Raw genomic sequence first — 20,355 nt, 5'->3', positions numbered from 1 at the left:
GCTTTATCCTTAATGCTCAGGCGCAAACATCCCACCTGCGGGTCAAGTCTATCAGCTTGCCCCGCCCCATGTCATAGCTCTATTCCGGTTTTCTGTAGTAAGAGCCCTGCCAAGAGAGGTAAGTCACTACTTTAAGACATCATGAATATGCTGGGCCATGGACCGGCTGATCCCCTGCACTTTCATTAACTCCTCTATAGGAGCTTCTTTTACACCTTTAACACTACCGAAGAATGACAACAATGCTGCCCTACGCTTTGGCCCAATACCCTCTATATCTTCGAGCTGGGAGCGCCTGCGCTTTTTATCCCGGCGCTGCCGGTGACCGGTTATGGCAAACCGGTGCGACTCATCCCGAACCTGCTGGATTAAATGCAAACCGGGTGATGATGATTCAATGGTAAACTCTTTCCCTGTCTGACCTTCGATCAGAACCTCCAGACCGGGCTTGCGTGTTTCCCCCTTGGCAACACCGTAAATGGCAACGTGACCCAACTGGAGATTATCCATCACCGCTTTAGCCTTGTTAAGCTGACCCAGACCACCATCAATAAGCAGGATATCCGGCAATACCCCTTCTTCTTCGAGCACTCTGCAGTATCGGCGTTGAACAGCCTGGGCGATAGCTGCATAGTCATCCCCCGGGGTGATATCACGGATATTAAAGCGGCGGTAATCGCTCTTGCGCGCACCTTCCTGACCAAAAACCACACATGAAGCGACAGTGCCCTCACCCATGGTATGACTGATATCGAAACACTCAATACGTTCGGGAATATCTGGAAGGTCGAGGGATTTCTGCAAAGACAGAAAACGCTCATAAATATTGCGTCGATCTGCCAGATGAGCATTCAGGGTCTGAACCGCATTTCTCTCAGCCAGCTTTAACCAGTCTTTGCGTTCACCACGAACATTATGACGAAGCTGAACAGTTCGCCCGGCCACAGTTTGCACGGCCTCAGTCAAAGCCTCATGGCCGGGAATAGCCATTGGCAGCAAAATATCGCGAGGGAAATCCCGGGTATCGGCATTGCTGATATAGAACTGACCCAGAAAACTCTCCAGCGCTTCAGCCTTATCCCCATCATGGGCAAAACCGGGAAAGAAGTGTCGGGAACCCAGCACCCTGCCCTGACGCACAAATATCACCTGCACACAGCTGCCACCCGGAGCCTGGGCAAAGCCGAACACATCAGCATCTCCGGACGCGACAGCGATCACCTGCTTCTCCTGTGTTTTACGAAGATGGTCAATGCTGTCCCGATAGTCAGCCGCCGCTTCAAATTCCAGTTTTTCCGAGGCAGCTTCCATCCGTTTGATCAGATCATAAATCAGCTCCTGGCTTCGTCCCTGCAGGAAATCAATCGAGTCTTTAACATCCTGGCTGTACTCATCCTCTGCAACCAGGTCGACACAAGGTCCTTTACAGCGGTTGATCTGATACTGGAGACAGGGGCGAGTCCGGTTGCGGAAGAAACTGTCCTCGCACTGTCTGACCCGAAACACTTTCTGCAGCAGCGCAAGGCTTTCTCTAGCAGCACCGGCACTGGGGTAGGGACCGAAATACTTTCCCTTCCTCCGTTTCACTCCACGATGCAATGCCAGACGGGGCCACTTATCTTTCTCTGAAAGGAAAATAAAGGGATAAGATTTATCGTCCCTGAGCAGAATATTATAGGGAGGCCGGTTATCCTTAATCAGGTTCTGCTCAAGAATAAGTGCTTCCGCCTCACTGTTAGTCACAATGGTTTCGATAGAGTGAATCTTGGCAACCATTGCCGTGGTTTTACTGCTTCGCCCCTGTGGGCGGAAATAGCTGGCCAGACGCTTCTTCAAACATTTGGCTTTCCCGATATAGAGAATCTTGCCATCTAAACCTAGCATCCGGTAGACACCAGGAAGATCGGTGACAGACGAAATAAACGCTTTATGATTGAAAGTGCTATCAGAGCTAGATGACATAGATTATCGGGTAGCCAGAAGTTATATGCCCAAGGGTACATTTCTGGCACACTTCAGGGAAGATATGTGGAGCAGGATTTATTGTTCTTCAGTAGTAATTTCAATAACACCGTGGCGGATGGCAAGCTTGGTTAACCCGACATCATTGGTTACACCCAGTTTTTCAAAAATGCGATAGCGATAACTATTGACCGTCTTGGGCCCTATTCCCATCTTCAAGGCAATATCAGCAGGCTTATAACAATCGATAACCATCATGGCTACCTGGAACTCCTGCGGAGAAAGCGCTTCAAAAGGATTATCTGGTCTGCGGGAAAATGACTTCACTGCCATTTCTGTGGCAATGGAAGCACAGATAAAACGGCGGCCGTTATAAACATCCTTGATGGCCTGAATCATTTCACTCTGATCATCACCCTTGGTCAAAAATCCCCAAGCACCAGCTTCCAGCAGCTTTCTCGCATGAATAGCATCTTCATAGCCAGATAAAGCAATAATACGAATATCAGGGCGTGAGACTGACAAGCGGCGTGTTGCTTCCAACCCTCCCATACCAGGCATTCGGACATCCATCAGAATAATGTTGACGTCTAGCTCTCTGCAGATAGTTTGAACTTCTTCGCCAGAACAGGCCTCACCGACAACCTCGATACCATCTATATCAGATAGCATGCGCACGATTCCGCATCTGACAAGCTCGTGGTCATCCGCCACCAGTACACTAATCAAATCGGTCTCCCACAATTTTTAGGAAATTATTATTATTTTTCATGCTCCTGCGTCATGCCGTTAACTCATCCCTGAGTTATCACCATAACAAACAAGGACTTAAGAAGGTAGTGTTTTACTTCGGTATCTACCTGACAAAAAAGCAGTCTGATATAGCCTGCTTTTTTGGATGCCGCATCACTGATACGGCTAAATAATCAGTTCTTGCTTATACAACAACAGCCAGAACTTCAACTTCAAAGATCAGGACAGAGAATGGAGGAATAGTACCTGCGCCACGCTCGCCATAGGCCAGATCGTGAGGGATATAGAGCTTGAACTTATCACCAACAACCATCAGCTGCAGCGCTTCAACCCAACCGGCAATGACGCCAGTCACTGGGAACTCAGCTGGCTCACCACGGGCAACGGAGCTGTCAAAAACAGTGCCGTCGACCAGAGTACCATGGTAATGAACACGTACGGTGTTGTCTTTGGAAACAACCTCGCCTTCACCCTTGGTCAGAACTTCATACTGCAGACCGGATTTGGTCACAGTGATACCTTCACGACCAGCGTTGTCAGCCAGGAAGGATTCACCAGCAGAGATGGCCTCTGCAGAACGAGCTTCAGCGGCTTCCTGCATGGCTTTAGTAATAACCTGGAATGCTGCATTGATCTCATCAGCAGATACAGCCATTTCCTTGCCTTGCAGGGAATCGGCCAGGCCATTCTGGATAGATGTGATATCCATGCCTTCAAAAGTCTGGCGCGCCAGCTGATCACCCATCTGACGACCAATACCGTAGCTTGCTTTCTGTTCCGTGGTTTCGTATTGGGACATGATTATGTACTGTTTCACATGCTAAAGAGGGGTGCAGTCTGCGTGAAAAGAACTGCAAATACAAGGAGGTAGCTGGGAATTAGACATTGGAACGTAAGTATTCGGTGAACCCATGTCATATCCCGAGTTTTCAAGGGCTGTAGCAACATAGTTACTTCGTACCAAAAAAAGAACTCCTCTGGTACCAAGGGATTGCGAGCTCAGCAAATGGGTTCACCGAATGTTTACCCATCAGTAATAAAATCAAGCGTAAAAAACTGAATCTCACCGAGAATAATGCTGAGATTGAGGCCATAAAAAAGATGGGATTTGATTCTGTGCTGCTGGTAACCGGAGAGAACGAACGACTGGCAGGCATGGAGTATTTTCAGGAGATTATTCCAGCAATTAGAGATCAGTTAAGTTACCTGGCCATAGAGATCCAGCCGCTTGATCTACAGGGTTACAGCAAAATGGACGCTATGGGTGTCGATGCTGTGATGGTTTACCAGGAAACCTACCATCAACCCACCTACGAGCAATGCCATCTACGTGGTCAAAAAACTGATTACATCTATCGCCTGAATACAGCGGATCGTGCCGCACAGGCAGGGATGGATAAAATTGGCCTGGGTACTTTGCTGGGATTATCACAAGACTGGCGTACAGACAGTGCATTTGCCGCTGCTCACCCCCAGCCCGGCGGTTATGCTGATCCGGAACAGAGGCTTCTTGAGCAGTTTGCCATCGATGATAATCGCAGTGCAGATGATGTTGCCAGGGCCATAAATGATGCAGGCCTTGAGCCGGTCTGGACTGACTGGAACAGAGTCTATTCAGGAGGGTAATACTCTTATGAAAAGCCCGCACCAGCAAATTGCCAGTGCGGGCTTTTCTGCACAGGGCCTGTGCAATTCAGAGCACAATTAAACCTTGCCAGTTAACTCCGGCACGGCTTCAAACAGGTCAGCAACCAGGCCGTAATCGGCAACCTGGAAGATAGGAGCCTCTTCATCCTTGTTGATGGCAACAATGATTTTGGACTCTTTCATGCCTGCCAGGTGTTGGATAGCGCCGGAAATACCAACGGCTACATACAGTTCCGGGGCAACAATCTTACCGGTCTGACCCACCTGCATATCATTGGGCACAAAGCCAGCATCAACAGCTGCACGGGATGCGCCGACTGCTGCACCCAGCTTGTCAGCCAGACTGTAGAGAATCTCAAAATTCTCACCATTACCCATGCCACGACCACCGGATACAACAATACCTGCAGCAGTCAGTTCCGGACGATCAGATTCCGCCATCTCCTCGCCGATAAAAGCAGATGTTTCGGCATCACCGGCGGCGGCAACCTGTTCGACAGCAGCTGTACCACCCGTTGCAGCAACATTATCGAAAGCGGTACCACGAACGGTAATCACTTTTACTGGAGCGGAAGACTGGACTGTGGCGATAGCATTTCCGGCATAGATAGGCCGACGGAAGGTATCAGCGCTGTCAACACCGACAATATCGGAGATCTGGTCAACATCCAGCAATGCCGCGACCCGAGGCATAACGTTTTTACCCGTGGTCGTTGCTGCAGCAAGAATATGGCTGTAGCCCTTACCGACTTCAGCGACCAGAGTACTGATATTCTCCGCCAGCTGATGGGCATAAGCTGGATCATCAGAAACCAGCACCTTGCTGACACTCTCAACCTGTGCGGCTTCTTCAGCCACGGCTCCGCAGCCACTCCCGGCTACCAGGACATGAATATCATCCCCTGCGGCCTTTGCTGCCGCTACCACTGCCAGAGTGGCAGCGTTGAGGCTGGCATTATTATGTTCTGCTAAGACAAGAATACTCATCAGATCACCTTCGCCTCATTCTTCAGTTTTTCTACCAGCTCATCGACACTGCCAACCTTGATACCTGCCTGACGCTCGGCTGGTGGTTCAACTTTCAGCAAGGAAATGGTTGAAGTGATGGTGACACCCAGATCTTCCGGTGTTTTCACATCCAGAGGCTTACGCTTGGCTTTCATAATATTGGGCAGTGACGCGTAGCGGGGTTCATTAAGACGCAGATCAGTTGTCACAACAGCAGGCAGATTCAGGGCAACAGTCTGCAAACCTCCGTCAACCTCGCGTGTGACATTAGCCTTGCCTTCTTCAACCTTCACTTCTGAAGCAAAAGTCCCCTGAGGAAGTCCTGCCAGCGCTGCCAGCATCTGCCCGGTCTGGTTGTTGTCGCTATCAATAGCCTGTTTGCCAAGTATGATCAGATCAGGTTTTTCCTGTTCATAAACAGCTTTCAGCAGCTTGGCAACGGCAAGGGAGTCGAGCTTTTCGTCAGTCTGTACCTGAATACCCCGGTCAGCACCCAGGGCAAGGGCTGTGCGGATCTGCTCCTGGCACTCTTTTGGTCCCATGGAAACAACAACGATTTCCGATGCCACTCCCTGTTCTTTTAGTCGAACCGCTTCTTCTACAGCTATTTCGCAGAACGGATTAATAGCCATTTTAACGTTGGTCAGATCAACATCTGTATTATCGGCCTTTACGCGAACCTTGACGTTGTAATCAATAACGCGCTTAACAGCTACAAGAACCTTCATACGTTTGCAGCCTTCCTTTTATTTATTGGGCTTTAGCGGTTTGTGAGTAAAGCCTCTCACAAGATGCAGAATACTCACCCCCTGTCGCGAAACCGAGTTTAACAGTAGTAAACTACGTATTCAAACGAGTGTTTTATGTAGCATTACCTATAACTGTTTTGTGCTTTTTCCCGCTTATATCCAGCAGGTTTTATACTTCACAACCAGCCTGATGAGGTATTTATCGAAGCAAATCCACAACATGCCGTTGGCTAAGCGTCTGTCCGGTCGTATAATGCGCCCAAAGTAAAACAACTGTTTGAATTCTAATAAGCATAATTTGCCGCTTAGCCACAGCAGGAGGTCAGTCATGGAACGCGAATCCATGGAGTTTGATGTTGTTATTGTCGGTGGTGGCCCTGCCGGCCTGTCCGCAGCCTGTCACCTTATGCAGCAGGCCCAGGAAACCGAACAGGAACTGACTGTCTGCCTGGTTGAAAAAGGATCAGAGATTGGTGCGCATATCCTGTCAGGTGCCGTGTTTGAACCCCATGCCCTGAATGAGCTTTTCCCGGACTGGCAAGAGAAAGGCGCGCCCCTGAATACACCAGTTACAGCTGATGAGATTCATTACCTGACCGGCCCCGACAGCAACAAAAAGTTTCCCGCCTTTATGACCCATAAGACCATGCATAATGAAGGCAACTACATTATCAGTCTGGGCAACCTCTGCCGGTGGCTGGGGGAACAGGCGGAACAGCTGGGTGTGGAAATATTCCCAGGGTTTGCCGCCCAGCAAGTGCTGATTGAAGACGGTGCAGTAAAAGGCATTATCACCGGCGATATGGGCATTGCAGAAAATGGCGACCATAAAGACAGCTATATGCCAGGCATGGAGCTGCGGGCCAAGTACACTCTGTTTGCTGAAGGTTGCCGCGGCCATCTCGGCAAACAACTGATTAAAGAGTTTGCTCTGGATGACGGTAAAGACCCGGCGCACTATGGCATCGGTATCAAAGAGCTCTGGGATATTCCTGTAGAGCAGCATCAGCCTGGTCTGGTGATTCATACAGCGGGCTGGCCTCTGACTGAGAGCAGCTCAACTGGTGGCAGCTTCCTTTATCATCTCGAAAATAATCAGGTTGTGGTTGGATTGATTACTGACCTGAACTATTCCAACCCCCATGTCAGCCCATTTGATGAGTTCCAGCGCCTGAAGCATAACCCACTGATCAAGAAGTATCTTAAAGGCGGAAAGCGTGTTTCTTATGGTGCGCGCGCCCTGAATAAAGGTGGGCTGCAATCATTACCAAAAATGAACTTCCCCGGCGGCCTTCTGATTGGCTGTGATGCCGGTACCATGAACAATGCCAAGATCAAAGGCTCTCATACGGCTATGAAATCCGGTATGCTCGCCGCCGAGTCTGTTTTCACCGCCATTAAAAATGGTGACGAGGGCGGTAAAGAGCTGAGTGATTTTTCTGCGGCATTCAATAACTCCTGGCTCCACGACGAACTCCACCAGCAGCGCAACTTCGGCCCACTGCTGCATAAGTTTGGTGCATTCGTTGGTGGTGCTTTTGCCTGGTTTGATATCAATATCTTTAATGGCAAGCTGCCATATACGTTGCGTGATCCCTCTGCGGATCATACCCAACTCAAGCCTGCCAGCTCCTGCACAAAGATCAACTATCCAAAACCAGATGGTGAAATCAGCTTTGACAAGCTCAGCTCTGTTTTCCTTTCAAATACCAACCATGAAGAAGATCAGCGCTGTCATCTCCAGCTGACAGATCCGGAACTGCCCCTGCGAGATAACCTGCCGCAGTTTGATGAGCCTGCTCAGCGTTATTGCCCGGCCGGTGTGTATGAAGTTGTTGAAGAGGAAGACGGCAGTCAACGGTTCCAGATAAACTCACAGAACTGCGTGCACTGTAAGACCTGTGATATCAAGGACCCGGCCCAGAACATTACCTGGGTAACACCGGAAGGAGCTGGGGGGCCGAACTATCCCAACATGTAGAAAAATTTTGAGGTGGAAAAACAACAAACTCCTGAATATTCAGGGGTTTGTTGTTTCAGAGATAAGAGAAAAATTTAGAAACGATAGACTGTACTCAGAGTCTTGATATCAACCCCTTCCTCATCTTCAATCCCATGGAATCTTTCCCACTCAAGGCGAACAGAAATATTATCGGACAGCTGGCCTACAACACCGCCGCCATAGAGATAATCAATTCCATTGTCAGTCTCGGTTTCATCAATCGTCATGCCCAGGGTATTACTGCCTTTTGCTGTAAATTCATGTTTCCAGTAGTGCACCCCGGCCCTGCCATAAACACCAATCCAGCGGTTAAACTTCCACTGCCCTACGACAGATGAGGACAGCGCGTCATATTCTGATTTCACTTTGCCACTGAGATTTGATGTTGTGCCGTTCTTGCTTATTGAAGAGGAAAAACCACCTGAAGTGTTGCCCAGATCCTGATAACCGGCCTCAACAGCCCAGTAATCATTTATTCTGTACCCGGCAAAAACTTTCCAGACCGCTGTACCATCATCTTCAGCACTGACTGCAGAGTTAACCCCCAAACCAGCCTTGCTCAATACCTTGGTGGCTTCTGGCCCACGATCATGCCCGACAACTTCAACTTCACCGGCACCTCCGGCAACACCCATGTACCATGGGGTTTCACCAAAGGCTAAGCCAGCTGATAGAGTCAGAATTAGAAGCGATATTTTTCTAATCATTGGACGCTCCTGAAAAAGAGCATTTTTATTGTGTGTATCACCTGAACAACAGGCTGTATCTAACTATAAAGCAATCGGTAAGGAGGGAAAACAGATATACGAGAATATGTTGATGTTTCCAGAAGCAAATTCACATATTTATCAAATAGTCATCTTAACCGTTTGTTAAACATGCTGGTTATATGACTGGCATAACTGGAAAGTCTCACATATAACTGGTTCAGGTTCGATCATGAAGTACATCTTATGCCTGTCTTTCATCCTCTCCTAAGGCTGACTGTCTTCATACTCCTTACTGTCTGGGCAGTAAACCTGAATGCCATTGTCAAAACCCAAAGACAGCAGCCTCTTCAAGGGCATCCTACGACTACACCTGACCTTTCATACTCAAAACTCGAAGATGCCGTCAACCCAGAACTATTCAGAGGAAAAGCTCCCTGGAATCACCCGCTTACCCGTAGACCTTTAAGCAGTTCACTGCAAAGAGCAGAACAATCAACTGATTTACAGCCAGGAATACCTTACTCATACCAAAGGACTATCGGGAAACAGCTCATTGATACGGTTGTATTCCTTGACGGAACCACTGGCATTAACAGCCTTAAGACATTACTGGATAGCAGCAGGGCTGGCACTCAAATCCTGGTACTGGTCAGTGGCCATAATGGCCCAATAGCCTGGGATCAAAGCCTCAGAGTTGATCAGGCAAAAAAAATCTTCATTCAGGGCATTAGCACAGATAGCGCTGAGGGAAGTTCAAGCACAGCCTTACCAGAAATCCTTTTATCTTCTTCGTTATTGTCTGATCACGCAGCATTAACGGTTGCAGGCTCAGCGTCGTTGGTCTTGGCAAGCCATATTGACTTTGTCACGAAGCAAGACAGAGAAGCTGCTCCTACAAAACTGGAACCGGTATTTAAAACAGAAGGCAAAGCAACAGCAGTCCTTGACTACATCCATCTCGAACAATTACTGGAATCGCAACCTCTATACAAAGGAAATGTTCAATATGAGCATATCAGCCTGAGTTCGGATTCTGAGCCACCGGCTACACCCACCTCTGCCACCATTGGAGGTTACAGACATTCAGGTGGCTTAGGTGTATTTCGTCTGCTGGCCTCCCTGTGGCTGCCTACTCTGGGGGTAGCGCAATCAATAACAAGTTCACTTGCCCCTGCAGTGACTCCCTTTCTTGAACCAGGGCTCATGGCTCCAACCATGGCACCACCAAATATTGGCTTAATAGTGGGTGTCGTAACAGGTGTTACCGGAGTAATTGTTCTTGGAGTCGGAACGATATTCACCATTAACGAAGTTAGTCGGTGGAAAAGTGGAAAGCGCCCAAGAATACTTCAACTTTATGACAAGTGCCGTAGAGCGCCTACTGGTTCAACAAGCGTTCAAGCCACCACTCCGACTCCGGCAGCAGTTGTGAATTATGAGGCGGCGGGAGAAGTTTCCGAGGTGAAAGCCGACTTGAATCCTGATGATGATTAGTGCCAATCAATTCCCATAAGAAGAACAGTCGACCATTATCTATATCTACTTTGAGGTAACCAGATGTTGGTTGTTATTGATCTTCAGGGGCGGGAGCTATCAGGTAAAAATCTCCACAGCTTTCTATGCCGTACCATTTCAGCCCTTTGATTTCACGAATATCTGCCATCTCAACCAGTTGATAGAAAACATTGCGGTGAATCAGAGCTTCCAGCCGATCCCGAACCAGGATATAGGGAGAAGGTTCCTGGGTCTGGGGATCAAGATCAACACGCAGCGGATGCTCTTGGTCAAGAACAACCACATCACCGACATTAGTAACGAAGCTAAGGCATGGTTTTTCGTTCTGTGAAGAGACTTCAACCGAGATTGCAATAAAGGGGGCATCCTCAACCATGATGCCAACCTTCTCTACCGGAGTGACCAGAAAGAAATCATCACCATCCTTTCGTAACACGGTGGAAAACAGACGAACCATCCGCTCACGCCCTATGGGGCTCTTCATATAGTGCCAGCTGCCATCCCGCTTGATCACCATATCAATATCCCCACAAAAAGGAGGATTCCACTGATGGACGGGAGGCAACTTACGACCATCCGTTTCAGCGACAATCTGTCCAAGCAACCCTGAGGGGCGGTCTTTCGCCTGAGTCATCATTCATCCCCCAACTATGAGCGGTTTTGAAAGGAGTATAATAGCGGTGTAGCTACAAAGTCATTTCAGACTACTGTTTCGAACTTCAAGGTTTGAGTCTCGAGCTTCAAGATAGCCTCGAAGGAACAGCCCTCATCAATCATCCCTGCCATATCACACAACTGTCATATTTCTATGCCACGCTTTTACTAACGCTGCTTGCGCAAGAACAAACCACCACAAGGAGCACTCTGGGATGATTCAGGGACGAATCTCGCAGATATTCCCCAGCCTTCGCCACAACCTGCTCTTCAGGTGTACATCCTGGCTGACTTATGAGTCGGAAGTATCCAGGCATGCCCTAAGTGACTTCGATGAAATCAGGCATGAGTTAAAACCTTGTGATGTCGTCCTGGTTGAGGGGCGTTCACGGGTGGCACGTATTATTCAGAGGCTGACATTCAGCCGCTGGTCCCACGCCATGCTCTATATCGGTCGACTTGAAGATATTGAGGATGAAGAGCTGAGTGCGCTTGTTCGCAAGCACTTCGACCGGGATCTTAGCTCCAGCAGGAATCCGCAACTGATCATTGAAAGCGAGTTTGGTATCGGTACGGTCACCCGCCCCCTAAGTATCTATCGTGGCGAACACCTGCGGATCTGCAGACCACAGGGGCTGGTGCAGTCGGATCGATATGATGTGCTGAAGTATGCCGCCTCAAGGCTTGGGCAGGAATATGATATTCGTCAGATAATCGATCTGTGCCGTCTCCTTCTTCCAACCCGGCTCTTACCACGAAGATGGCGATCCACCCTGTTCCGCAACCCGGAACCCTGGTCAAGAACAACATGTGCCACCCTGATTGCTGAAGCCTTCAGCTTTGTGAACTTTCCTGTACGGCCGCTTGTTGTAAAAGATCAAGACAGCCAGCGCCTGTACCAAAGAAACCCTAAACACTGCACTCCAGGTGACTTTGACTACTCCCCCTGGTTTCAGGTTAACAAGTTTCCTTCACCACAAACCGGCACCCAGGGTTTCTATAAAAGGCTCCCCTGGCAGAAAGGGAAACTACAAAAGGACAACCTTGATCATTCCCATCTGGACCAGCTGACTATTCAAAGCCTCAAACAACTCAGACAAGGAAAACACCTCACAGAAAAACAAGCGGCTGACTGAGCCAGAATTTCTGAACAACTACATTTCTGAACAATTACGACGGTTCAAAAGTATGTAAGATTACAAGGGTCGTAAAATCACTTAACCCACGAATAATCCCGATTGAAACGCTGAGCGATATCCAACAAAATCCCTTACCAAACCCTCAGCAGGAACCTGAAAAAAGAGATAATGGGATGAAAAACTTACTTTTTCTTATACTGGCTTTTAGCCTTAATGCAACTGCAGCCAAAATTGGCACAGTAGAAACAAGCGGCATACTTTTTAAAGACACCATTACAATTGAGTCATTTAACGACCCAACGATTGACGGTGTTGCATGCCATGTAACAAGCCCTGACCGAGCACTTTCATTCGAGGATCAGACCAACGCAAGTATTGCATGCCGACAGGTCAAGAAAACGATCACAGGTGATTTTCAAAAGCCAGCAAAGAATATTTTCAGAAAGGCAAAGAGCTTTTTCTTTAAAACGATGACCGTTGACCGGTTTTACGACCAGGAGAACGATACTCTCGTCTATATCGCCTATACAAAGAAACTAAAAGGGGATAACGCTTCACACTCAATTTCAACAGTACCGCTTTATTTGGCGCGCTAACAGACAGGGCTGGCAGAATCAGCCCCTTTTTCACAACTCCTCACAAACCTGAAAAAAGAACCCGGTAGCTGGGGGAAGCTCACCGGGCCAAGACCATAGGAGTGAAACAAAGGTACACAATCCAAGTACCAAGGCCATTCAGACCTTACCAATACGACTGTAGGGGGACATCAATCGCATCGGCAGGTGCAAGTATTGCTTAGATGGTGATAACCGCCAGTCGTTAGTTAGATGAAATTCTTATATTACTGGAGGCTAAAGTGCTTGAATAATCTGAGTTTTCAGCAGGAAAAAATATTAGCCGCAGTCTACGCGGCCTCATCTAAAAGCACTTGTTTTGCAGCATAAATCATACTGGCCAGGCTGTCAGAACCTCCCCGGTCAGGGTGAAACCCCATCATAAGTCTTCGAAAGTTTCTGCTGATAGCATCTCGTCCTGCACTTGGCTGAACACCAAGCAAAGTACTCGCAGCTTCAATATCCGGTGGTGGCAGTGCCCCATCAAAGTCTGTTTCAATACAGAGATTGATCAACAGGCAAGTCAGGGGATATTTGTCCTGCAAATGACTAAGCAGGGCTGAGAGTTTGCCAGGATCAAGGTTACCAATATCTTTCCCTGAGTGTTCACCTTTGGAGAAAGTCCCAACGATGTTGCGTTCACCGGGTTTAAGCTCAATTTCAACCAGGTCTGTTGCCAGACGAAAAGTGTCAGGCTGAAAGTCCAGCTTTCGATAACTCTCTTCCAAACCCTCCTTGTGAAACTCCTGATAGATATGATGAGCAACTCTTACCAGCTGGGTTTTCCATGGAATCATCAGCAGAAGGTAAATCACTGACAGGAAGAAATAACCTGAAACAACCAGAACAAGAAAAGGGATAACCAGGGCTGTGGCAAAAAGAGTGAAAGGAATTAAAGGGGAATGAAAAGGTGGCACCTTTCTCAGGCTGCGCACAAGGCAATATAATCCTACTAACAGAACAAGCGCGATCTTTGGGTTCATAAATAAACCCTTGACTCGCAATCCTGTTTAATAAAGCAGTGATCATTGAAGCTGAAAGATGTCGGGCCTTTAGCAGTGATTATGCAGTTTAAAAACTGCAGACCTGCCCTATCCACCAGGATAATGGCCCGCCACTCTCTTGATCGAGGCTGACTGGAATTCCTTTTTCGCCTCACATCCTGTCACCAGTTTCTGTTGCTTAACCCAAAGGCTAAACCACAGAATCAGGGACGCAAAGAAACTGCAGCGATTATGCTACTTCAGCTTCTTTCTCTTCAGCTTTAAACTTATCTAGTTCCATCTTGGCAGCATCGAGTTGCTGTTGGAGCTGTTTCTGCTTGCTCTTCAGAGTGTTGTTCTCTGAAGTCATAGCACGATTCTGCTCCTGAAGACGCTTAATCTGCTTCTTCATGCGATCTGGGTTTTCAGAACGAAGATTTTTCAGATCCTTGTCCAGGCTCTTGATTTGATTGTTAGCTTTAGCAGCTTTGCTGTTAGCTTGTTCAACCTGAGCCTTGAGACTCTGAACTTCTTCACTGTGCTTCGTGGTGATTTCCAGAAGCGCTTCCAGCCGACGCTGCTCAATGAGCTCGAGTTCTTCACTTTTGAAGAAACGTCCGCCCATGTTGAGCGTTCCCATTGGATTTACCTCTACCTCTTGGCCGATTTCTTTCTGTGCGGGGTTCAATTGAAGTGAGCATTTTGATGTGTATGAAGTGGCGGCATTATACACATTCTTTCCGAGAAATCAGCTCTTTTCAGAAAAAAAGAAAAAATAACTAACCCGTCAGCAGTTTATAAGAATTAATACTGATAATTGCCAGTTAACAGTAAACAACATTAACAGCCAAGCCACCCTGAGAGGTCTCCTTGTACCGGTCCTGCATATCCTTTCCGGTCTGGTACATGGTTTCAATAACCTGATCCAGAGTCACACGGTGCTTGCCGTCACCACTGAGGGCCATCCTTGCGGCGTTAATTGCTTTAACGGCACCCATGGCATTACGCTCAATACAGGGAACCTGAACAAGTCCGGCCACAGGATCGCAGGTCATTCCAAGATGGTGTTCCATGGCAATTTCAGCAGCGTGCTCAACCTGCTCCATCGTTCCCCCCCAGGCTGCAACCAGTCCCGCTGCCGCCATGGATGATGCGACACCAATCTCACCCTGGCAGCCGACTTCCGCTGCCGAGATGGAAGCATTCTTTTTGTAGAGCATGCCGATAGCCGCTGCGGTAAGAAGAAACAGACGCACAGAGTCCTGCGAGGCTGAGCGATCATATTGCTTATGAAAAGCGATCACAGCAGGAATGACCCCGGCAGCTCCGTTGGTCGGTGAGGTCACCACCCGCCCTCCGGCAGCATTCTCTTCATTGACAGCCAGTGCACACAGGCTTACCCAGTCCATGACCTGCAGGGGATCATTACTCTCAACCTCCTTCTGCCAGCGCTGGTAAAGCCCGGGCGCTCTTCTCTGCACATCAAGACCGCCGGGCAGCACGCCCTCGGTCTGGAAACCACGTTCAATGCATGACTCCATAGTCTGCAGAATATTATCCAAACTGTTTGAGATCTCTTTTTCATCACTTCCTCTGGCCTTCTCATTTGCCAGAAGAAGCTCTGCCATATTTATCTGGTGGCTGGCACAGAGCCGTAAAAGCTCTTCTGCGGATGAAAATGGGTATGGAATCGTGAGTTCGTTCTGCTGACCAGATTGATTCGTCAGGTCTTCCCGGGTAGCGATAAAACCTCCCCCAGTTGAAAACCAGATCTGCTCCAGAATCATGGAACCATCTTCAGCAGTTGCTGTGAACTTCATGCCATTGGGATGTTCAGGCAGGGGTTGATCAACAAATAAAATATTACGGTCTGGATCAAAAGGAATTTCTTTTTTACAGGGAAGACTCAACTGGCCACTGCTTTTAACCGAACTCCAGATAATACCTGCCTCATCCGGCAGAGTCGTTTCCGGCTTCAGCCCGGAGAGCCCATAAACCACCGCTCGATCTGTGGCGTGACCTTTGCCGGTCAGGGAAAGCGAACCATAGAGAGTGATCTGAACCACAGCGACAGGCTGCCCGGCAAGCTGGCTGGCAAAATGAAAGGCGGCACTCATTGGGCCAACGGTATGTGAGCTGGAGGGGCCTAAACCGATCTTGAACAGATCAAACACACTAATGGACATTGAGCACTCCTGCCGCGACTGAGAATTGTATTAATTATCGTCAGCACAGTACTCCACTCCAACAGTCTGAGGAGTTCTAATTGAATTTATCAGCAATAGAGGGAGAACTGGCGGATCAATTGACCCGCCAGAAAGACATTACGCGGCCTTTGGCGCTCTGACAAGAGATTCACTCAGCAGAGTCCAGAAACGCTCAACGCTTTCAATCTCAACTTTTTCATCAGGAGAGTGAGGGAAGCAGATGGTTGGGCCAATGGAAATCATATCCCAGGTTGGGTAGATACCACCCAGCAGGCCACACTCCAGACCTGCGTGAATCACCTTCACTTCAGGCTCTTTACCGAACAGGTCCTGGTAAGTGTCCTTCATGGAAGCCAGGATGGCGGAATCCATATTGGGCTTCCAGCCTGGGAACTGACCTTCCTGGCGCACGTCACAGCCAGCCAGGCGGAACAGGGAGCACAGACGCTCGCCCATCTCGGTGGTGGCGTCATCACTCAGGGAGCGGGCAAAGCAGTGAACAAACACCTTGCCTTCCTTAACGCGCATAATGGCGAAGTTGTTGGAGGTTTCAACCACCCCGGCAACACTCTCGCTCATACGGTCGACACCGTTGTGTACGCACTGGAACAGGTCCAGGAACTTCTGCTGATCCTGGGCAGACATAATCTGAGTGGAAGCCTCGGCTTCTTCAGCCAGAACCATAACACCGGCATCAGTTTCTGCCAGAGCCTTACGGGCGGTAGCCTGTTGCAGATCAACAATAGCAGCCACTTCTTCTGCCTTGTCAGCAGCAATAGCGACAACTGCAAATGCTTCACGCGGGATAGCGTTGGACAGGCTGCCACCATCAATCTCAACAATACGGCCACCGATAGCCTGCAAGCGCTTCAGTATCTGAACCATAATACGGTTGGCGTTGCCACGCTGCAGATGAATATCGCAGCCGGAGTGACCACCCAGCAGACCTTTTACGGTCAGGTTGAAGAACTTGCTGCCAGCGGCAACATCTTCCAGCTGGTAAGTGGAGTCAGCCAGAACATCAACACCACCAGCACAACCAACGTACAGTTCACCCTCTTCCTCAGTATCCAGGTTCAGCAGCACGGTACCGTTGACGAAACCAGGCTTCAGACCTTCAGCACCAGCCATGCTGCGCTCTTCATCGATGGTGAACAGCGCTTCAACTGGACCATGCTTGAGTTCCCTGGATTCCAGAACGGCCAGGGAGGCTGCCATGCCAATACCGTTATCGGCACCCAGAGTGGTACCACGGGCCTTCACCCACTCACCATCAATCCACGGAACGATAGCGTCGGTTTCAAAGTTATGATCAGTGTCTGCATTCTTCTGGGGAACCATATCCATATGGCTTTGCAGAATCACACCGGCACGGTCTTCCATGCCTGGAGTTGCAGGCTTACGGATAATCAGGTTGCCGGTTTCATCAACGCTGTACTCAAGCTCGTGCTTGTTGGCGAAGGCAATCAGGTGCTCACGCAGAGCGGCTTCCTGACCGGAAGGATGAGGAATATCACAGATATCCTGGAAGTGGTTCCACAGGGAAGCCGGCTTCAGGTTTTCTAATGCAGACACTTTTAGATCCTTATTAACCACTGACATCACCAACTACAACTGTAGAGGGTGATTCATTTGCTAATGATTGATTAGAATTACGAAACAGTTATATATGAGGGGTGTCACGGCCAGACATAAGGATATACCGCACCCCACAAAAAACAGGATATTTTTCTGTTATTCCAGAACTTCGACGGACATTCCTATGCTGAGCTCCCCCACTCCGTGATGAATAAGATTCTGGCCAAAGACCACTCCTTTTTCAGCCCGACGGTAGGCCGACAGAGTTTTCAAAGGCTCTTTGGCTTTCTCCAGAGTATCGGTATTGATGGTGGTCATCACACAACGCGTGCAAGGCTTAGCAACTGTGAAATCAATATTTCCTATGCGAATCCGCTTCCAGGAATCTTCGGCAAAAGCTTCACATCCGGATACGACAATATTGGGACGAAAACGAACCATGGGAACAGGAATATCCAGCCGGCGGTTCAGCTCGGCAAGGGATGCTTCGGATATCAATAGAAACGGAAAGCCATCTGCAAACCCTGTTTTGATTCCCGGTTCAGCGTACTTGAGACTCACCTGGCGGAAACTGCTGTCGGGCATATAAACCAGGCGACATTGGTTTTTCAGAAATGTGCTGCACCATTCAGCAGCCTGATCACCGGCATCAAGGGCTTGGCAGTCATCATTCCAGACAGTGGCAATCACGTTGTTGTCATTGCCGGGAACTGGCACTGTAAGTGTCCCCATACCAGGAGCCGTTAGATTAATCCCCTGATCATTCAAACTGCACTCAATCTGCACCATAACAGGATGAGTACGCTGGCTGAGAAACTTCCCATTACTATCAATAAGCATCCAGCGTCGATCCCCGGTTAAACCGAATGCATCAACCCTGTGATGATTTACAGGCAGTTGCCGGCAGGATTTCATTGGATAAATGGCTAATTCAGAAACGCTGATCATTTTATTCCAGGGACTCTTTATTCTGATATTCTGGGAACTCGTTATTCCAGAAGCTGTGAAAATACGGTTTGAAAGACTATGACCGGATAACAAACAATCCTTTTTCGTTTCACGCTCATGGCTGTTTGCGTTATAAACACGTCATATTGATTGATAAGGAGAGGGAACAAATGAGACGTACATTTCTTTCGCTGGCGATGGCACCCTTTATAGCTCTGTCAGTTTTTGTCACTCCCGTTTCAGCTGGCGACCAGGCGAATAAGCAGGTCGGCTCAGCAGAAACAGAGATAGTGACTCTTACCTGTCCATCCAGCCCAAACTGTGTCAGCAGCTTCTCCCATGGAGAACACAGGGTTAATCCTCTCTCTTATCCGGGCAAGGATACCGCAACCATTCGTAAAATACTGCTGGCCTGGATTAAACAGGATCCTCGTGCCCATGTAACCTACTCTGGGCCGGATATTATCAAGGCCAAATTCAAATCCCGATTTTTTGGTTTTGTTGATGATCTCACACTATTGATTCAGTCTGACGGCCTCGTTGATGTACGATCCGCTTCCCGTACCGGCTACTACGATTTCGGGGTTAACCGTGAAAGAATCGAGACATTGAGAAGCAAAACGCAGAATAAGTAAGGCTCTTTCTTAATTTGCGCAGTCCTTATACATATCGGAATTCAATTGCGATATAGTCCCTGTGTTTACTCTATGATGACGCCGTAACAGCCTCCTTGCCATTTTCATGGTCTGGCCAATGCGGCTTCTTATTAAAGCTATAAAATAGTTTCAAACATCGGGATCTCCTCCATGAAAAAAAGAATGCTGTTCATGCTGATCTTCGTGATCGTGCTGTTTGGAGGGCTATTCGCCTATAAACAGGTTGAACAGACAATGATGGCAAAAGGGATGGCATCTTTTGCCCCGCCCCCTGTTATCGTTGATACAACTGAAGCCAGTCAGGAAAACTGGCTGCCCTTCCTGACATCTGTCGGCACTCTCAGTGCACGACAGGGTATTGATATCAAGACCGAGTCTCCCGGTCTTGTCAGTAAAGTTCTGTTCGAATCAGGTCAGGATATCAAGCAGGACACACTGCTGGTACAGCTTGATGACGATATCGAGCAGGCCAACCTCAAAAGCTACAAGGCTGCTGAGAAACTGGCCCGTCTGACATGGGATCGCAACCGCACTCTGCTGGAAAAAAAATCGATCTCCCAAACATCTTTCGACCAATCCTCAGCTTCTCTGGATGAAGCCAAGGCCGCAGTTGAGCAAACCAAAGCAACCCTGCGGAAAAAGAAAATCAATGCCCCCTTCTCTGGCCGCATCGGCATTCGTCGGGTTGAGCCAGGGGACTATGTTAAGGAAGGTGTGCTTGTTGCTACCCTGCAAAATATCAACCAGCTCTTTGTAGACTTTAACCTGCCCGAACAGGATTACCCTGAGTTGTTTAACGGTCAGGATGTCCGCTTTAGCGTCCGGGCTTTCCCGGAACAGGAGTTCATGGGTGAAGTCGAAGCCATAAATGCCCGCATCGACAGCAACACCCGTAATATTGAAGTGCGCGCCCTGGTTGAAAATGATGCGCTGCAACTGATTCCCGGCATGTTTGCTGATATTCGTGTGCTCGCCAAAGAGCCCCGTCAGGTCATTACCGTCCCTCGCACAGCTGTGACTTATACCCTTTACGGGGATTCTGTCTACGTGGTTGAGGGCGACAGTCCTGAGAAACTGTCGGTACGCCTGACTCAGGTGAAAACCGGTGATATCGAGAATGATCGTGTTGAGATAGTCAGTGGTCTGAAAGCCGGCACTCAAGTTGTCACTTCCGGTCAGCTGAAACTTCATAACGGTGCTCATGTTGCTCTGAGCCAGAACGGGGAGTAA

Annotated in this window: 19 protein-coding genes; 7 read left to right on the top strand and 12 right to left on the bottom strand. The window is 48.7% G+C overall.

Features of this window, described 5'->3' with window-relative positions; translation table 11 throughout:
* Positions 1-126: 126 nt before the first annotated feature.
* The 3 genes from uvrC to M3P05_RS07945 form a co-directional block, all read right to left on the bottom strand.
* A complete protein-coding gene (gene uvrC, locus M3P05_RS07955) occupies positions 127-1,962 on the bottom strand; it encodes an excinuclease ABC subunit UvrC (protein ID WP_249698978.1) in 1,836 nt (611 codons plus the stop codon).
* A 78-nt stretch (positions 1,963-2,040) separates the two neighbouring features.
* Positions 2,041-2,691, bottom strand: a complete 651-nt coding sequence (locus tag M3P05_RS07950; protein WP_249698977.1) for a response regulator — start codon at positions 2,689-2,691, stop codon at positions 2,041-2,043.
* Between the two features lie 208 nt (positions 2,692-2,899).
* The gene (locus M3P05_RS07945) at positions 2,900-3,514 is read right to left on the bottom strand and encodes an FKBP-type peptidyl-prolyl cis-trans isomerase (protein ID WP_249698976.1); all 615 of its coding nucleotides are present in this window, start codon (positions 3,512-3,514) and stop codon (positions 2,900-2,902) included.
* A 302-nt stretch (positions 3,515-3,816) separates the two neighbouring features.
* On the opposite strand from M3P05_RS07945, the gene M3P05_RS07940 reads away from it, so the two are divergent.
* Positions 3,817-4,341, top strand: a complete 525-nt coding sequence (locus M3P05_RS07940) for a hypothetical protein (RefSeq protein WP_249698975.1) — start codon at positions 3,817-3,819, stop codon at positions 4,339-4,341.
* A gap of 78 nt (positions 4,342-4,419) precedes the next feature.
* Here the strand turns inward: M3P05_RS07940 and M3P05_RS07935 are convergent, their stop codons facing one another.
* Both M3P05_RS07935 and M3P05_RS07930 read right to left on the bottom strand, forming a co-directional pair.
* Positions 4,420-5,349 (bottom strand): electron transfer flavoprotein subunit alpha/FixB family protein, encoded by a 930-nt coding sequence (locus M3P05_RS07935; protein ID WP_249698973.1) that lies wholly within the window; start codon positions 5,347-5,349, stop codon positions 4,420-4,422.
* The gene (locus M3P05_RS07930; RefSeq protein WP_249698972.1) at positions 5,349-6,098 is read right to left on the bottom strand and encodes an electron transfer flavoprotein subunit beta/FixA family protein; all 750 of its coding nucleotides are present in this window, start codon (positions 6,096-6,098) and stop codon (positions 5,349-5,351) included. The genes M3P05_RS07935 and M3P05_RS07930 overlap by 1 nt, the downstream gene beginning before the upstream one ends.
* Positions 6,099-6,447: 349 nt before the next feature.
* On the opposite strand from M3P05_RS07930, the gene M3P05_RS07925 reads away from it, so the two are divergent.
* Complete coding sequence (locus M3P05_RS07925; protein WP_249698971.1) at positions 6,448-8,100, top strand: electron transfer flavoprotein-ubiquinone oxidoreductase; 1,653 nt, start codon at positions 6,448-6,450, stop codon at positions 8,098-8,100.
* Positions 8,101-8,174: 74 nt separating this feature from the next.
* On the opposite strand, the gene M3P05_RS07920 is transcribed toward M3P05_RS07925, so the two are convergent.
* Positions 8,175-8,828, bottom strand: coding sequence for an outer membrane beta-barrel protein (locus M3P05_RS07920; protein WP_249698970.1), 654 nt, complete (start codon positions 8,826-8,828; stop codon positions 8,175-8,177).
* 246 nt (positions 8,829-9,074) lie between these two features.
* On the opposite strand from M3P05_RS07920, the gene M3P05_RS07915 reads away from it, so the two are divergent.
* A complete protein-coding gene (locus M3P05_RS07915; RefSeq protein WP_249698969.1) occupies positions 9,075-10,325 on the top strand; it encodes a hypothetical protein in 1,251 nt (416 codons plus the stop codon).
* Positions 10,326-10,398: 73 nt separating this feature from the next.
* On the opposite strand, the gene M3P05_RS07910 is transcribed toward M3P05_RS07915, so the two are convergent.
* Complete coding sequence (locus M3P05_RS07910) at positions 10,399-10,980, bottom strand: DUF1285 domain-containing protein (protein WP_249698968.1); 582 nt, start codon at positions 10,978-10,980, stop codon at positions 10,399-10,401.
* A 235-nt stretch (positions 10,981-11,215) separates the two neighbouring features.
* Here M3P05_RS07910 and M3P05_RS07905 point away from each other — a divergent pair, with 235 nt between their 5' ends.
* Positions 11,216-12,136, top strand: coding sequence for a hypothetical protein (locus tag M3P05_RS07905; RefSeq protein WP_249698967.1), 921 nt, complete (start codon positions 11,216-11,218; stop codon positions 12,134-12,136).
* A gap of 176 nt (positions 12,137-12,312) precedes the next feature.
* Complete coding sequence (locus M3P05_RS07900; RefSeq protein ID WP_249698966.1) at positions 12,313-12,735, top strand: CreA family protein; 423 nt, start codon at positions 12,313-12,315, stop codon at positions 12,733-12,735.
* 308 nt (positions 12,736-13,043) lie between these two features.
* Here M3P05_RS07900 and M3P05_RS07895 read toward each other — a convergent pair whose 3' ends face one another.
* From M3P05_RS07895 to M3P05_RS07875, 5 genes are all read right to left on the bottom strand, one after another.
* A complete protein-coding gene (locus M3P05_RS07895; RefSeq protein WP_249698965.1) occupies positions 13,044-13,688 on the bottom strand; it encodes a J domain-containing protein in 645 nt (214 codons plus the stop codon).
* A 298-nt stretch (positions 13,689-13,986) separates the two neighbouring features.
* A complete protein-coding gene (locus M3P05_RS07890) occupies positions 13,987-14,376 on the bottom strand; it encodes a hypothetical protein (protein ID WP_249698964.1) in 390 nt (129 codons plus the stop codon).
* 184 nt (positions 14,377-14,560) lie between these two features.
* Positions 14,561-15,922 carry an L-serine ammonia-lyase gene (locus M3P05_RS07885; protein WP_249698963.1) on the bottom strand — a complete coding sequence of 454 codons (1,362 nt, stop codon included), beginning with the start codon at positions 15,920-15,922 and terminating at the stop codon, positions 14,561-14,563.
* A 138-nt stretch (positions 15,923-16,060) separates the two neighbouring features.
* Positions 16,061-17,518 (bottom strand): aminoacyl-histidine dipeptidase, encoded by a 1,458-nt coding sequence (locus tag M3P05_RS07880; protein ID WP_249698962.1) that lies wholly within the window; start codon positions 17,516-17,518, stop codon positions 16,061-16,063.
* Positions 17,519-17,677: 159 nt separating this feature from the next.
* Positions 17,678-18,469, bottom strand: coding sequence for an MOSC domain-containing protein (locus M3P05_RS07875; protein WP_249698961.1), 792 nt, complete (start codon positions 18,467-18,469; stop codon positions 17,678-17,680).
* 170 nt (positions 18,470-18,639) lie between these two features.
* Here M3P05_RS07875 and M3P05_RS07870 point away from each other — a divergent pair, with 170 nt between their 5' ends.
* Both M3P05_RS07870 and M3P05_RS07865 read left to right on the top strand, forming a co-directional pair.
* Positions 18,640-19,104, top strand: coding sequence for a DUF1499 domain-containing protein (locus M3P05_RS07870; RefSeq protein WP_249698960.1), 465 nt, complete (start codon positions 18,640-18,642; stop codon positions 19,102-19,104).
* Positions 19,105-19,275: 171 nt separating this feature from the next.
* Positions 19,276-20,355 carry an efflux RND transporter periplasmic adaptor subunit gene (locus tag M3P05_RS07865; RefSeq protein WP_249698959.1) on the top strand — a complete coding sequence of 360 codons (1,080 nt, stop codon included), beginning with the start codon at positions 19,276-19,278 and terminating at the stop codon, positions 20,353-20,355.

The organism is Parendozoicomonas callyspongiae, assembly GCF_023502345.1.
GTDB lineage: Bacteria > Pseudomonadota > Gammaproteobacteria > Pseudomonadales > Endozoicomonadaceae > Sansalvadorimonas > Sansalvadorimonas callyspongiae.
Note: the sequence above shows the minus strand (reverse complement) of the source record. Positions and strands in the feature narration are given on the sequence as shown.